Origin of the sequence: Achromobacter anxifer (assembly GCF_903652925.1) — a bacterium.
Taxonomy (GTDB): Bacteria; Pseudomonadota; Gammaproteobacteria; order Burkholderiales; family Burkholderiaceae_B; genus Achromobacter; species Achromobacter anxifer.
In genome coordinates this window covers 718,305-732,718 of record NZ_CAHLAR010000003.1, presented here as the reverse complement: position 1 = coordinate 732,718, position 14,414 = coordinate 718,305, and the positions used below count along the sequence as shown (strand labels likewise).

Below are 14,414 nucleotides of genomic sequence, written 5' to 3'. Positions count from 1 at the left end.
TTACTTGCCTCCGAACAGGCGTTTCAGGAAACCGGGCTTTTCGTAATCGGTAAAGCGCAGGGCCTTGTCTTCGCCAAGGTAACGGGCCACGACGTCCTTGTAGGCTTCGGAAACGTCAGTGTCTCTGAGATGGATGGCCGGCAGGCCCTGGTTCGACGCCTGCAGCACCGCTTCGGATTCGGGGATCACGCCGATCAGCTTGATGCGCAGGATGTCCTCGATGTCGCCCAGCGACAGCATTTCGCCGTCGACCACGCGCTTGGGGCTGTAGCGCGTGAGCAGCAGGTATTCCTTGACCGGTTCGTCGCCTTCCACGGCGCGCTTGGACTTGGCGGCCAGGATGCCCAGGATGCGGTCGGAGTCGCGCACCGACGAGACTTCCGGGTTGGTCACGACCAGCGCGTCGTCGGCGAAGTAGGCGGCCATCAGCGCGCCAGTTTCGATGCCGGCGGGCGAGTCGCAGACGATGTAGTCGAAGCCCATGCCCTTCAGGTCATTGATGACCTTTTCCACGCCTTCCTGCGTCAGCGCGTCCTTGTCGCGCGTTTGCGAGGCGGGCAGGATGAACAGGTTTTCAAGCTGCTTGTCCTTGATCAGGGCCTGGTTGAGCGTGGCTTCGCCCTGGATCACGTTGACGAAGTCGTACACGACGCGACGTTCGCAGCCCATGATCAGGTCGAGGTTGCGCAAGCCGACATCGAAGTCGATGACAGCGGTCTTGTGGCCTCGCATCGCGAGTCCTGCAGAAAAACTGGCGCTGGTCGTGGTTTTGCCCACGCCGCCTTTGCCGGAAGTCACCACAACAATGCGTGTCATGACGATCAAACCCTTATGTTCGAATAAATCGCGTTATCGTAAAGCAAAAAGCCCTTGTAAGGCTTCTTACAGGATGTGTGGAAATTTGCGCGGGTGTCTGCGCGTGCCGCCATTTCCGGGGCTCAGGCCTTGAGGGCCTCGATGCGTAGCGTGTCGCCGTCCAGGCGGATCAGCGCGGGCTGGTTTTGCAGCGTGCGGTCCAGCTTGTCCTCGACCACGCGGTACACGCCGGCCACGGCCAGCAGCTCCGCGTCCAGGTGGGTGGTGAAGATGCGGGCCGAGGTGTCGCCGCGAGCGCCGGCCATGGCCTTGCCGCGCAGCGGACCGTAGACGTGGACGTTGCCGTCGGCGATGACTTCAGCGCCTTGGCTCACCATGCCGATCACGACCAGATCCGTGTGGCGCGCGTAGACGCGCTGGCCCGAGCGCAGCGGCTTGGTGATGACTAGCGCCGACGACGAGTGCGGCGCGGCGGGCGTGGGGCTGGGGGCCGAGGTGGTGCTGCTGGCGGCGCGAGCGGGCAGCGGTTCGGCATCGGACTTGTCCGTGGCCACGGGCGTTTCGGCCGGGGTTTCTTCGGTGGGGGCGGGCGCGGTTTCGACCGCGGCGGCGGGCACCGAAGGCACCGGGGTGGCGACGTCGTTGGGCGGCGCGGTGTCGATCACGGGCGCGGGGCGGGCCGTGGGCGTGGACAGTTCCACCGGTGCCAGGCCCGCGGCACGAGCGGCTTCCAGGTTGGCGCCTTCGGCCACCACGCCGATGGGCGGCAGGTTATGGCCGCGCAATGCCGCCAGCAGGGCGGTCCAGTCGATTTTTTCCTCGACGCGGCTGGCGTCGATGACCACGGGTTCGTTTTCGAAGAAGCTGCCTGCATCGGCCATGCGCTTGGCCAGTGCGGCGTTCAGGCGTTCGGGGTCGGCGCTGTGCAAGACCACCCGGATGGCATAGAGGGTGGCGCTTTTGAAGTCCAGGGCTAGGGATTCAGTGTTCATCTTGATTGTGGCTGGCGGTCCGGGCGCCAGGAAACGGCGCGCTCGGCCGGCTGCGAGGTTCGGGGGATGATAACCCGCCCAGGGGCCGCATGCGCAGGGGGCGGCCCCAAAGAAAAAGGCGCCTTTCGGCGCCTTTTCCGTGCAATGCGGACGCGGCGCGTCAGCCTTGCGCCCACGAGTCGCGCAGGGTCACGACGCGGTTGAGCACCGGCGCGTCGGGCGTGGACTCCTTCAGGTCGGCCGTGAAGTAGCCCAGGCGCTCGAACTGCCAGGTGGCGCCCGGCGTGGCGATGGTGCCCGGTTCCAGCCAGGCCGTGACGGTCTGCTTGGAATTCGGGTTCAGGCAGGCCAGGAAGTCCTTGTCGCCGCCGTCGGGACGCGCGTCGGCGAACAGGCGGTCGTACAGGTGGATCTGGGCCGGCACCGCATGGGCCGCGCTGACCCAGGTGATGTTGCCCTTGACCTTGACGCTGTCGGCGCCGGGCGTGCCGCTCTTGGTGTCCGGCAGGTACTCGGCCTGGACCTCGACGACCTCGCCGGCCTCGTTCTTGGTGAAGCCGGTGCAGCGCACCACGTAGCCGTACTTCAGGCGCACGGTGTTGCCCGGGAACAGGCGGAAGTACTTCTTGGGCGCTTCTTCGCGGAAGTCGTCGCGTTCGATCCAGAGTTCGCGCGACAGCGGGAACTCGCGCACGCCGGCTTCGGGATCATGCGGGTTGCGCGGCGCGGTGCAGATCTCGGTCTGGCCTTCCGGGTAGTTGGTGATGACCAGCTTGATCGGATCCAGCACGGCCACCGAGCGCGGCGCGACCGGGTCCAGGTCGTCGCGCACCGCCTGCTCCAGCAGGCTGTAGTCGATGCGCGAGTCGGACTTGGACACGGCGGTACGGTCGCAGAACAAGCGGATCGAGGACGGCGTGTAGCCGCGGCGGCGCAGGCCGAAGATGGTCGGCATGCGGGGGTCGTCCCAGCCGTCCACGTGGCCTTCGCGCACCAGTTGCAGCAGCTTGCGCTTGCTGGTGACGACGTAGCTCAGGTTCAGGCGGGAGAATTCGTACTGGTGCGGCAGCGGCTGGGCCAGCTTGCCCAGTTCGGCCAGGCGCGCCAGGATCCAGTCGTAGAACGGGCGCTGGTCTTCGAACTCCAGCGTGCAGACGCTGTGCGTGATGCCTTCCAGCGCGTCTTCCACCGGGTGCGCCCAGCTGTACATCGGGTAGATGCACCACTGGTCGCCGGTGCGGTGGTGGTGGGCATGGCGCACGCGGTACATGACCGGGTCGCGCAGGTTGATGTTGGGCGAAGCCATGTCGATCTTCGCTCGCAGCACCAGGCTGCCGTCGGGATGCTTGCCGTCGCGCATTTCGCGCAGCAGCGTCAGCGACTCGGCGGCCGGGCGGTTGCGCCAGGGCGAGTCGGTGCCGGGTTCGGTCAGCGTGCCGCGGTTGGCGCGGATCTCTTCGGGGCTTTGCTCGTCGACGTAGGCGTGGCCGGCCTCGACCAGCGCCTCGGCGAACTCGTACATGTAGCCGAAGTAGTCGCTGGCGAAGTACAGGTTTTCGTTGCCGTCCGCCTTCCAGTCGAAGCCCAGCCAGTGCACGGCCTCGATGATCGCGTCGACGTACTCCTGGTCTTCCTTTTCGGGATTGGTGTCGTCAAAGCGCAGGTGGCAGACGCCGCCGAAGTCGCGCGCCAGCCCGAAGTTCACGCAGATGCTCTTGGCGTGGCCGATGTGCAGGTAGCCGTTGGGCTCCGGCGGGAAGCGCGTGCGGATGCGGGCCGGATCCAGTCCGCCCTGTTGTTGCAAGGCCGCCGGGCCAGGCTTGCCCGCCCAACGCTTGCCTGCGAAGCGCTGGGCTTCGAGGTCGTCTTGAACGATGTTGAGCAGGAAATTCGATGCGGCAGGGGTCGGCGTCGTGGCGGAGGTCATTCTTGAAAGAATAGGAAAAAGCAGCGACAAAGAGTCAATTTTGCCACGTTCCGCAGGCGAGGCCTTTTACGTGTCCGTGCAACCGGTTTCAAACTGGCCCCACATTCATGTAACTGGCTCTACACTACGGCCCATCATGGACATATCCACGTTATCCCTGGCTCGCACGCAGTTCGTGGCCAGCCTGAGCTTTCTGGCGTTTTTCCTGGCCTTCTCGCTGGCGCTTGCCTGGGTGCTGCTGTTCTTCAAGATCAGGGCGCGCTGGTCCGGCCATGGCGGCTGGACGGCCGCCTACCGCTTCTGGGTGCGGATCTTCGCGCTGGCCTTCGTGCTGACCCTGGCGACCAGCGTGCCGGTGCTGATCCAGCTGGGCAGCCTGTGGGCGGGCCTGATGGACAAGATCGGCAACGTGGCGGGCCCCTTGCTGGGCTACGGCATCCTGTCCGTGTTCATCCTCAAATCCTGCTTCCTGGGCGTCATGCTGTTCGGCCAGCGCCGCGTGTCGGACGGCGCCCATACGCTGGCCGTGCTGATGGTGGCCGTGGGGCAGCTGGTGGCGGTGTTCTGGGTGCTGGCGCTGCAGTCCTGGATGCAGACGCCGGACGGCGCGCTGCTGGTCGATGGGCGCTACCAGGTCTACGACTGGACCGCCGTGGTGCTGAATCCCTCGGTGGGCTGGCGCATGGCCGTGGTGGTCGTGGGCGCCGCGCTGGCCGCCGCGTTCCTGATGATGGGCGTGACCGCCTTGCAGGCCCTGCGGCGGCCGCTGGGCGACGGCGAGCGCAACACTTTCAAGACCGGCCTGGTGGTGGCGGTGGTGGCTGCCTTCCTGCAGTTGCCGGTCGCGACCGGCGCCGGGCAGATGGTCGCCAAGCTGCAGCCCGCCAAGGCCGCGGCGGCTGCCGGCTTCTGGGAAAGCGGTTCCGAACCGCAACTGGTGCTGTTCGGCTGGCCCGATGCCCGCGCCCATACCAACGTGGCCGACGTGACCCTGCGCAATACCGGCGGCATGTGGCTGCACCGCAACCAGGACGGCACCTACCGCGGCCTGGACAAGTATTCCGGCATGCTGCCGCCGGTGGCGCTGACCTTCTGGTCGCTGCGCGTAGCGGCCGGGCTGGGCCTGCTGATGCTGGCCGTGGCCTGCGTGACCTTCCTGTGGACCTTCCGGCGCGGCCTGGATCCTTCGACCCTGCCGCGCTGGTGGCAGCGGGTGCTGTGCGGCATGATGTTCTCCGGCGCGATCGCGGTCGTGGCCGGGTGGTGGGTCTCCATCCTGGGCCTGCAGCCGTTCGCCGTGAACGGCACCATCACGCAATCCGAAGTGCTGGGCATCGTCGCCTCCAGCACCGTGCTGTACGGCCTGATCGGCTATGGCGTGCTGTACGCGCTGCTGCTCGCGGCGTTCGTCGGCATGTTGTTCCATGCGGCGCGCTACGGCGTCGTGCCCGTGCGCAAACTGGGCGGAGGTGCGCAATGATCGCCATGCTGGCCGCCTCGCAGGGGCTCAACCCCGACGATCCTTCTTTCTGGATGCCGCTGGCCTTCATGGCCATGCTGTTCGTGGTCATCGCCGCCGGCATGGTGCTGGACGGCTTCGACCTGGGCGTGGGCATACTGCTGCAGTTGGCGCCGGAGCACGAGCGCGGCCGCATGATGAGCCTGCTGAGCCCGTGGCGCGACGCCAATGAGTTCTGGCTGCTGCTGGGCATGGGCCTGTTCGCGGCGGCATTCCCGTTCGCCTGGGGCGCGGTGCTGGGCAAGCTCTACGGGCCGCTGACCTGCATGGTGCTGGGCGTGGTGCTGCGCAGCGTGTCGTTCGAATTCCGCATCCGCGCGCGCAACGAAATGAAGCCGCGCTGGATCTTCGGCTTCTGGGCCGGCTCGCTGATCACCGCCTTCGGCCAGGGCATGCTGCTGGGCCGGATCGCCACCGGCTACCAGTCCGATGCCGGCTATGGCTGGTTCTCCATGTTCGTCGGCCTGTGCGCGGTGGCGGCTTATGTGCTGCTGGGCGCGTCCTGGCTGGTGATGCGGGTGGACGGCGACCTGCAGCGCCGCGCCGCCAACTGGGCTCGCCACGCCATCCGCTGGACGGCGGTGGGCATGGTGGCGATCGCGGTTACGCTGGGCCTGGCCAACGCCGGCATCTTCTACAAATGGAGCAATATCGCCCACCTGAGCCTGGCGGCCACGGTCTGGGTGATGATGCTGGCGGGCTTCGTCGCCGCCGAAATGCTGCTGGCGCGGCTGCCCGGCCGCGCGGACCGCTTCAGCTGGCTGCCGTTCGTGCTGTGCGTGGCCTTGTTCCTGCTGATGCTCAGCGGGCTGGCCTACAGCCTGTTCCCCTACCTGATCCTGGACGACATGACGCTGTGGGACGGCGCGGGCGCGCTGGGCTCGATGCGCCTGGTGCTGGCCGGCGCAGTCGTGGGTGTTCCGGTGGTGCTGGTGTTCAACATCCTGGCCTACCGCTCGGTCTTCGGCAAGGAGCGCGCGCGAGTGCCGCTGCTGCCGCCGCCGACCTGATCCGGCTGGTGGTGGCCGCGGCGCCCGGACAGCGCCGCCGTCACAAGACGGGCTTGGCCACCCGCTGCAGGATTTCCTCGCCGTAGGCTTCCAGCTTGCGGGCGCCCACGCCGCTGATGTGGCTCAGTTCGTCCATGGATTCGGGCTGGGCCAGCGCGATTTCGCGCAGCGTGGCGTCGTGGAAGATGACGTAGGCCGGCACGCCATGGCTCTTGGCGACTTCGCCGCGCCAGGCGCGCAGCGCCTCGAATACCGGTTGCAGTTCGGCCGGCAGGTCGATGGCCGCGGCCTTGGGGCGGCCGCTGCCGGTCTTGCCCGAGCGCGGCTTCTTTTCGGATTCCCGGCGCAGCATCAGTTGCCGTTCGCCCTTGAGCACGGCGCGGCTGCCTTCGGTCAGGGCCAGGGTGCCGAAGCCTTCGTTGTCCACCGTCAGCAGCCCTTGCGCCAGCAATTGGCGCAGCACGCCGCGCCAGGCGGTATCGCTCAGGTCCGCGCCCACGCCGAACACGCTCAGCGTTTCGTGGCCATGCTGCTTGGTGCGTTCGGTGACCTTGCCGCGCAGGATGTCGATGATGTGGCCGGCGCCGTAGCGCTGGCCGCGTTCCTTCCACAGGCGGTAGACGGCGGACAGCACTTTCTGCGCCGCCACCGTGCCGTCCCAGGCCTGCGGCGGGTCCAGGCAGACGTCGCAGTTGCCGCAGGCCGTGATCTGTTGGCCGAAGTAGGCCAGCAGGCGCACCCGCCGGCATTCCACCGTTTCGCACAGTCCCAGCATGGCGTCCAGCTGCTGGCCCAGGCGGCGGCGATAGGACTCTTCGCCGGGCGACTCGTCGATCATGCGGCGCTGTTGCACCACGTCCTGCAGGCCATAGGCCAGCCAGGCCGTGGCGGGCAGGCCGTCGCGGCCGGCGCGGCCGGTTTCCTGGTAATAGCCTTCCACGGACTTGGGCAGGTCGATGTGCGCCACGAAGCGCACGTCGGGCTTGTCGATGCCCATGCCGAAGGCGATGGTGGCCACCATGACCACGGCGTCCTCGCGCAGGAAGCGCGCCTGGTTGGCGGCGCGCACCTGCGCGCTGAGGCCCGCGTGGTACGGCATGGCGTCGATGCCCTGGTTGCACAGGAACTCCGCGGTTTCTTCCACGCGGGCCCGCGACAGGCAATACACCACGCCCGATTCGCCTTCGTGATCGGTCTGGATCATGTCCAGCAGCTGCTTGCGCACCTCGTTCTTTTCGATGATGCGGTAGCGGATGTTGGGGCGGTCGAAGCTGGAAACGAAGTGGCGCGCGTCGTCCAGCTGCAAGCGCTGGGCGATCTCGCTGCGGGTATCGGCGGTGGCGGTGGCCGTGAGCGCGATGCGCGGCACGTCGGGCCAGCGTTCGTGCAGCATGGACAGGCCCAGGTATTCCGGACGGAAGTCGTGGCCCCATTGGGACACGCAGTGGGCCTCGTCGATGGCGAACAGCGCGATGCGGCCGCGTTCCAGCAACTGCAGGCAGCGGTCGGTCAGCAGGCGCTCGGGCGCCACGTAGAGCAGGTCCAGCTCGCCGGCCAGGAAGGCTTGTTCGACGTCGCGGGCGACCCGCCATTCCTGGGTGGAGTTCAGGAAGGCTGCGCGCACGCCCAGTTCGGTCAGGGCATCGACCTGGTCCTGCATCAGCGCGATCAGCGGCGACACGACGATGCCAGTGCCTTCGCGGACCAGGGACGGGATCTGGTAACAGAGCGACTTGCCGCCGCCCGTGGGCATGAGGACCAGCGCGTCGCCGCCGTCGATCACCTGTTCGACAATGGCTTGCTGGTCGCCGCGGAAGGATTCGTAACCGAAAACGCGCTGCAACACGCCGAGGGCGCGCGCGTCAGACATGGGGGTAGGCCGGGAGCATCATGGCGGGGATTTTAAGCCGCAATTCCGGCAGACCCTTTCCACAGGGAGATTTTCGTCCTTGGCACGGCCGGTCTACCAGCTCAGCCAGGTGCCGCGCATGAAGGTGTCCACCGGCATGCTCAGGTTGGCGCGCCATTCGTAATTGCCCGACAGGATGTCGCGGTCCGCGCCCACCGCTAGCTTGACCTTGGGCGCCACGAACATGCTGTGGGACAGGCCCACCCGCTGTTCGGCCAGCGCGGATCCTTCCCGCAGGCCGGAATAGGTGCCGCTGAGCACCCCCCAGCCGGTGATGGGGACGCCGGCCGACACCGTGTTGCGGGTCTGCGCGGTCGCCGCGCCGCCGCCGGCGTAGCTGGACAGATCGCCGTAACCCGCGCCGATCTGCTCGTTGGAATAGCCCAGGTTGACGCTGTCGGCCACGTCCACGTTGTAGTCGAAGCGGTAGCGCCAGGCGCTGGCCGCATCGAAGGAGCTCTGCGTGGCCCCGGCCTTGAAGGTGCCGTATTCGCCCGCGGCATAGGTGGTGCCCATGCCGCGGGTGGTAAGCATGGGGGCGCTCTGCACCTGGCCTTCCACGGTCAGCGCGGGCGTGAGTCCGTAGCGCACGGCGCCGCTGCCCACGGGGTCGCCGTAGTCCACGGCGCCCGAGCTGGCGGCGGGGTCCATGCGGTTGAGCCGGCCGAGCGAGGACGAATAGCCGAAGCTGCCTTCCGGAGCGGTGGCGCCGGATCCGCCCCAGTTCGAGATCTGCAGCCCGCCCACCGGGGCACTGCTGCCCCAGGCCGGGGCCCGGGCGTTGATGTTGCCGACGGAGACCGACGGACCCGTGGTGTTGCGGTAGACCCAGTTGCGGTCGCCGGCGTAGCGCAGGCCTTCCTGGCTGCTGGCGGAGGCGAACCAGGGGCGGGTAGGGCGCGAGACGCCCGAAATCACGACCATGGGTATGCGCGGCAAATCCCCGTCCTCGAGCGCGAAGGAATAGTCCGGCGTGGCTTCCTCGGGCGAGGCCAGCACGCCGCAATCGAGGGGGGCGGCGGGCTGGGTGTCGCCTGACAGCGCCAGCCCGGTGCCGGGTATGGGGTCCGCCGCGTCGACGGCCTGCGCGCCGTGCACGGTGGTGTCCAGGACGGGTTCCATGGCCTGCATGTCGCAGGGAGAGGGATCCAACGGCACCGCGCGCGATGCCATCGAAGGGGCGGGGCGCACGGGTATGGGTTGTACCGGGGACAGTACGCCGATGCCGCGTGCCGAGGGGCCGGCCGGAACATAAGGGGACGCAGCCAGCGGATCGCTCAGGGCCGGGGCGAACGGGCAGGCGAGGCCCGCCGCCAGCGCGGCGCGCAACAACCGTTTTCGCCAGATGATTGCAGGGGCGATCATAGATGCAGTGTAGAAAGGGAATGCCGCCCGGCCTGTAAGCGTTCTTTAGCAAAGCGGACAGGCTGAGGAGGGCTGGCCCCTATTTTAGGGCCAGTCCGGGCGCGATGCAGCGGCTTGCCGGGAAAGCGCTGGAAAACGCGTCCAACATCGTGCAACAGGTATATTTCAGTTGATTTCCTGCCTCTTGCGGCCAGGCGCGGCGCGCCGCACTATGACATCCATGGACAATCCCCACACCAAGCTGCTGGTCGTCGACGACGATCCCGCCTTACGGCAATTGCTGGCCGACTACCTGAACCGGCACGGCTACGACACCCTGCTGGCGCCGGACGCCACCGACCTGTCGTCCCGCATTACCCGCTACGCGCCCGATCTGCTGGTGCTGGACCGCATGCTGCCCGGCGGCGACGGCGCGGACGCCTGCCGCCGCCTGCGCGAGCAGGGCGAAGACATCCCCGTGATCCTGCTGACCGCGCGCGACGAGGCGGTGGACCGCATCATCGGCCTGGAGGCGGGCGCCGACGACTACGTCGGCAAGCCTTTCGACCCGCGCGAACTGCTGGCCCGCATCGAGGCCGTGTTGCGGCGCAAGCGCGGGCCGTCCGCGCTGACCAAGGACGCGCCGGTCTCGTTCGGCCCCTTCGTGTTCGACCCCTCCACCCGCCAGCTGTCGCGCGAGGGCACCGTGGTCAAGCTGACCGGCGGCGAGATCAACCTGCTGGAGGCGCTGGTGCGCAACGCGGGCAAGCCGCTGTCGCGCGAACGGCTGCTGGCGCTGGCGCGCGACGACGACGCTGGCGAACGCAATGACCGCGCCATCGACATCGCCATCCTGCGCCTGCGCCGGGTCATCGAGGACGATCCCAAGCAGCCGCGCTGGATCCAGACCGTCTGGGGAATCGGCTACCGGTTCTCGCCCTGATGCGCTTTTCTCCCGGCTTTCTGGTGCCGCGCTCGCTGCGGGCAAGGCTGATCCTGCTGATCCTGGGCTCGGTCCTGCTGACGCAGGCGGCCACGCTGGTGACGGTGTCGTACTTCCGGCACAAGTTCATGGAAGACGTGGCCATCGGCTACATCGTCACCACTATCCGCACCTTGCGCGCCGCCGTGTCGCAGGTGCCGGCGGAGGAACGCGCCGACTTTGTGCGCACCGCTTCGCAGAACCAGTGGCGCCTGTGGTCGCGGGTGCTGCCCGCCGAAGCCAAGCTGCAACGCTTCAATGGCCGCCGTCCTCCGCCCAAACCCAAGCCCGCGCCGCCTCCTCCGCCGCCGCCGGCCGCGGACGCGCAGATGCACGGCCCCCCCGCGCCTCCGCCGCCCGAAGTCCGCGACGACGATCACGGGAATGAGCGGGGCGCCGAGCGCGGCAATGAGCGCGCCGACGGCCGCGACGGCGACCGCGCGCGCGACCGCGAGGAGCATGGCCGCCGCTACCAGCCCGAGCCGGACGACATCCGCCGCGACCTGCGGGTGCTGGTGCAGCAGTTGAATGAACGGCTGAACGACGGCACGCGCGTGGCGCTGTCGCGCGGCCCCACGCCGGAAATCTTCATTTCCCTGGCGCCCAACTCCGCCAGCGAGGACGTGCCGCGCCTGCGCGAATGGCTGGTCATCCCGCTGGAGCGCCTGGACCCGCCGGTGGCCACGCCCTTCGTCGCTGCCTGGCTGGGCGGCCTGGGCCTTTTGCTGTTGCTGGCGGTGGGTTTCTCGTGGCACATCACGCGGCCGATCACCCGGCTGGCCGATGCGGCCGACCGCCTGGCCGCGGGGCAGCCGCAGCGCGTCCAGCCTTCGGGACCGCACGAAACCCGGGTGCTGGGTGAGCGTTTCAACGCCATGCTGGATGCGTTGTCCGAGTCCGACTCGGTGCGCCGGACCCTGCTGTCCGGTCTGCCGCACGACCTGAAGGGACCCTTGTCGCGCATGTGGCTGCGCATCGAGCTGGCCGACGACTCCAAGCTGAAGGAAGGACTGCGCGCGGACCTGCAGGACATGCAGCACATGGTCGACCAGTTCATCGGCTTCGTGCGCGGAACCGATCCGGCCGCCTACCGCTACGCCTCCATGGCTCTGTCCGACTGGCTGACCGAGCGCGTGGGCGCCTGGCAGGGCGCGGGCACTGAGATCAGTCTGCAGGCCGGCGACGAGGTTGCCGGGCTGGTGGTGCAGGCGGACGCGGTGGCCCTGGGACGCCTGCTGGACAACCTGATCGGCAATGCCCTGAACCATGGCGCGCCGCCGGTCGAGGTCACCCTGCGCCGCGAGGAACACCAGGCGGTGCTGGACGTGGCCGACCATGGCGCCGGCATCGTGCCGGAGCGGCGCCAGGAGGCCCTGCGTCCGTTCAGCCGCCTTGACGATGCGCGCACGCGCACCGGCAGCGTCGGGCTGGGCCTGGCGCTGGCCGAAGCCATCGCGCGCGCCCACGGTGGCTCGCTGGAGCTGCTGGCGGCCGAATCCGGCGGACTCTGCGTGCGGGTCAGGCTGCCCCTGTCCGAATCGGCCTAGGGCCAGCCGCGAGGGCAGGCAGCTCCTGCCCGAATCGGCCCGGGTTTCGCCGCGGGACAGCCTGCCTCGGCCTGAATCGGCCCGGGCTTTGCCGCAGGGTGTACGGCCCCGGGGCGGGCCGCGCTACGGTACGATGCATCCTGCTCAGCATTTTGTCGTTCCCGCACCATGGCCATCCAGTCCGATTCGCTTTCCTCCCGTCCCGACGCCCCCCGTATCGTGGCGCCGCAGCCGGTGTCGCCCAACGAGGAGTCGATCGAACGCGCCCTGCGGCCCAAGGCGCTGGACGAGTACGTCGGCCAGCAGCGCGCCCGCGAGCAGCTGGAGATCTTCATCGCCGCAGCCAGGAAGCGCGGCGAGGCCCTCGATCACGTGTTGCTGTTCGGCCCCCCGGGCCTGGGCAAGACCACGCTGGCCCACATCATCGCGCATGAAATGGGCGTGCAGCTGCGCCAGACCTCGGGTCCGGTGCTGGAGCGTCCGGGCGACCTGGCCGCGCTGCTGACCAACCTGGAAAAGAACGACGTCCTGTTCATCGACGAGATCCACCGCCTGTCGCCCGTGGTCGAGGAAATCCTCTACCCGGCGCTGGAGGATTTCCAGATCGACATCCTGATCGGGGAAGGTCCCGCCGCGCGCAGCGTGAAGCTGGACCTGCAACCCTTCACCCTGGTCGGCGCCACCACCCGCGCCGGCATGCTGACCAACCCCTTGCGCGACCGCTTCGGCATCGTGTCGCGGCTGGAGTTCTACAACGCCGCCGATCTCGGCCACATCGTCACGCGCAGCGCCGGCCTCTTGAATGCCGGAATCACGCCGGACGGCGCCGCCGAAGTGGCGCGCCGCGCCCGCGGCACGCCGCGCATCGCCAACCGGCTGCTGCGCCGGGTGCGCGACTACGCCGAGGTCAAGGCTGGCGGCACCATCGACGCCGAGGTGGCCGGCCGCGCGCTGGCCATGCTGGAAGTCGATCCGCAAGGCCTGGACCTGATGGACCGCAAGCTGCTGGAAGCCATCATCCACAAGTTCGACGGCGGCCCCGTCGGCGTGGACAGCCTGGCCGCGGCCATTGGCGAAGAGCGCGACACGATCGAAGACGTGATCGAGCCCTATCTGATCCAGCATGGCTACCTGCAGCGCACGCCGCGCGGCCGCACGGCCACGCTGACCACCTGGCGCCACCTGGGGCTGACGCCGCCGGCCGGCGCTTCGGCCGGTTCGGGCGATCTTTTCGGGAAGTAGCCGGGGCCGAATCGGCCGGGGCTGCGCTGCGGACGGCGTTCCGCTGGCGCGGGGAGCGCGCCGCGGGTTTATCATCCGAAGGTTTTGATTTCCCTTCGCGATCAAAGGACCGAATCCCATGCAGCCAGAATTGCCCACCTATGATGACGTCGTACGCGCCAGCGAGCGCCTGGCCGGCAACGCGCACCGCACGCCCGTACTGACCTCGGCCACGGCCGATGCGATCAGCGGCGCGTCGGTCTTCTTCAAGTGCGAGAACTTCCAGCGCATGGGCGCCTTCAAGTTCCGCGGCGGCTACAACGCCATCGCGCGCCTGACGCCGGAGCAGCGCGCTGCGGGCGTGGTGACGTTCTCGTCGGGCAACCACGCGCAGGCCATCGCCCTGGCTTCCAAGCTGCAGGGCGTGCAGGCCACCATCATCATGCCGCTGGACGCCCCCGCGGCCAAGCGCGCGGCGACGGAAGGCTATGGCGGCAAGATCGTCACCTATGACCGCTACACCGAGGACCGCGAGGCCATCGCCCGCCGCATCCAGGCGGAAACCGGCGCCACCCTGATCCCGCCTTACGACCACGAAGACGTGATCGCCGGCCAGGGCACCGCGGCCAAGGAATTGTTCGAGGAAGTGGGCGAACTGGACTACCTGTTCGTCTGCCTGGGCGGCGGCGGCCTGCTGTCGGGATCGGCACTGTCGGCCTACGCGCTGAGCCCGCGCTGCCTGGTCTACGGCGTCGAGCCCGAAGCCGGCAACGACGGCCAGCAATCCCTGCGCAAAGGTGAAATCGTCCGAATTCCGGCGCCCAAGACCCTGGCCGATGGCGCCGCCACCACGCACCTGGGCAACCTGACCTTTCCGCTCATCCAGCAGCACGTCCGCGACATCGTCACGGTGACGGACGAGCAGCTGGTCACCACCATGCGCTTCTTCGCCGAACGCATGAAGATGGTGGTGGAGCCCACCGGCTGCCTGGGCGCGGCCGCCGTCATGCAGAACGTGGTGCCGGTGCGCGGCGCGCGGGTCGGCGTCATCATCAGCGGCGGCAACGTCGACCTTCCGGTCTACGCCAAACTGCTGGCGGCCTGAGGGGCTTACAGCGGCCCGCAAGGGGCCGCCGATGCGCGCTTG

At 68.4% G+C, this 14,414-nt stretch carries 11 protein-coding genes; 6 read left to right on the top strand and 5 right to left on the bottom strand.

The window, feature by feature from the left end:
• From minD to HWY37_RS12660, 3 genes are all read right to left on the bottom strand, one after another.
• Nucleotides 1-816 carry a septum site-determining protein MinD gene (gene minD, locus HWY37_RS12670; RefSeq protein WP_041652327.1) on the bottom strand — a complete coding sequence of 272 codons (816 nt, stop codon included), beginning with the start codon at nucleotides 814-816 and terminating at the stop codon, nucleotides 1-3.
• A gap of 122 nt (nucleotides 817-938) precedes the next feature.
• Nucleotides 939-1,808 (bottom strand): septum site-determining protein MinC, encoded by an 870-nt coding sequence (gene minC, locus HWY37_RS12665; protein ID WP_175205194.1) that lies wholly within the window; start codon nucleotides 1,806-1,808, stop codon nucleotides 939-941.
• 160 nt (nucleotides 1,809-1,968) lie between these two features.
• The gene (locus HWY37_RS12660) at nucleotides 1,969-3,735 is read right to left on the bottom strand and encodes a glutamine--tRNA ligase/YqeY domain fusion protein (RefSeq protein ID WP_175205193.1); all 1,767 of its coding nucleotides are present in this window, start codon (nucleotides 3,733-3,735) and stop codon (nucleotides 1,969-1,971) included.
• A gap of 136 nt (nucleotides 3,736-3,871) precedes the next feature.
• On the opposite strand from HWY37_RS12660, the gene HWY37_RS12655 reads away from it, so the two are divergent.
• Together HWY37_RS12655 and HWY37_RS12650 are read left to right on the top strand one after the other, a co-directional pair.
• On the top strand, nucleotides 3,872-5,215 hold the full coding sequence (locus HWY37_RS12655; protein WP_175205192.1) for a cytochrome ubiquinol oxidase subunit I: 1,344 nt from the start codon (nucleotides 3,872-3,874) through the stop codon (nucleotides 5,213-5,215).
• Complete coding sequence (locus HWY37_RS12650; protein WP_176088749.1) at nucleotides 5,212-6,264, top strand: cytochrome d ubiquinol oxidase subunit II; 1,053 nt, start codon at nucleotides 5,212-5,214, stop codon at nucleotides 6,262-6,264. The genes HWY37_RS12655 and HWY37_RS12650 overlap by 4 nt, the downstream gene beginning before the upstream one ends.
• A 40-nt stretch (nucleotides 6,265-6,304) precedes the next feature.
• Here the strand turns inward: HWY37_RS12650 and recQ are convergent, their stop codons facing one another.
• Nucleotides 6,305-8,134, bottom strand: a complete 1,830-nt coding sequence (gene recQ, locus HWY37_RS12645; RefSeq protein ID WP_175205190.1) for a DNA helicase RecQ — start codon at nucleotides 8,132-8,134, stop codon at nucleotides 6,305-6,307.
• Nucleotides 8,135-8,227: 93 nt separating this feature from the next.
• Entirely contained in the window at nucleotides 8,228-9,538 is a 1,311-nt protein-coding gene (locus HWY37_RS12640; protein WP_246302270.1) for a fimbrial protein, read from the bottom strand.
• A gap of 220 nt (nucleotides 9,539-9,758) precedes the next feature.
• Here HWY37_RS12640 and HWY37_RS12635 point away from each other — a divergent pair, with 220 nt between their 5' ends.
• The 4 genes from HWY37_RS12635 (at nucleotide 9,759) to HWY37_RS12620 (ending at nucleotide 14,372) form a co-directional block, all read left to right on the top strand.
• Nucleotides 9,759-10,460, top strand: a complete 702-nt coding sequence (locus tag HWY37_RS12635) for a response regulator (protein WP_054457345.1) — start codon at nucleotides 9,759-9,761, stop codon at nucleotides 10,458-10,460.
• Nucleotides 10,460-12,046 (top strand): sensor histidine kinase, encoded by a 1,587-nt coding sequence (locus HWY37_RS12630; RefSeq protein WP_175205189.1) that lies wholly within the window; start codon nucleotides 10,460-10,462, stop codon nucleotides 12,044-12,046. The genes HWY37_RS12635 and HWY37_RS12630 overlap by 1 nt, the downstream gene beginning before the upstream one ends.
• 168 nt (nucleotides 12,047-12,214) lie before the next feature.
• A complete protein-coding gene (gene ruvB, locus HWY37_RS12625; protein WP_175205188.1) occupies nucleotides 12,215-13,288 on the top strand; it encodes a Holliday junction branch migration DNA helicase RuvB in 1,074 nt (357 codons plus the stop codon).
• Nucleotides 13,289-13,406: 118 nt separating this feature from the next.
• Nucleotides 13,407-14,372: a threo-3-hydroxy-L-aspartate ammonia-lyase gene (locus tag HWY37_RS12620; RefSeq protein WP_175205187.1), complete on the top strand. Its 966-nt coding sequence runs from the start codon at nucleotides 13,407-13,409 to the stop codon at nucleotides 14,370-14,372.
• Nucleotides 14,373-14,414: the final 42 nt, after the last annotated feature.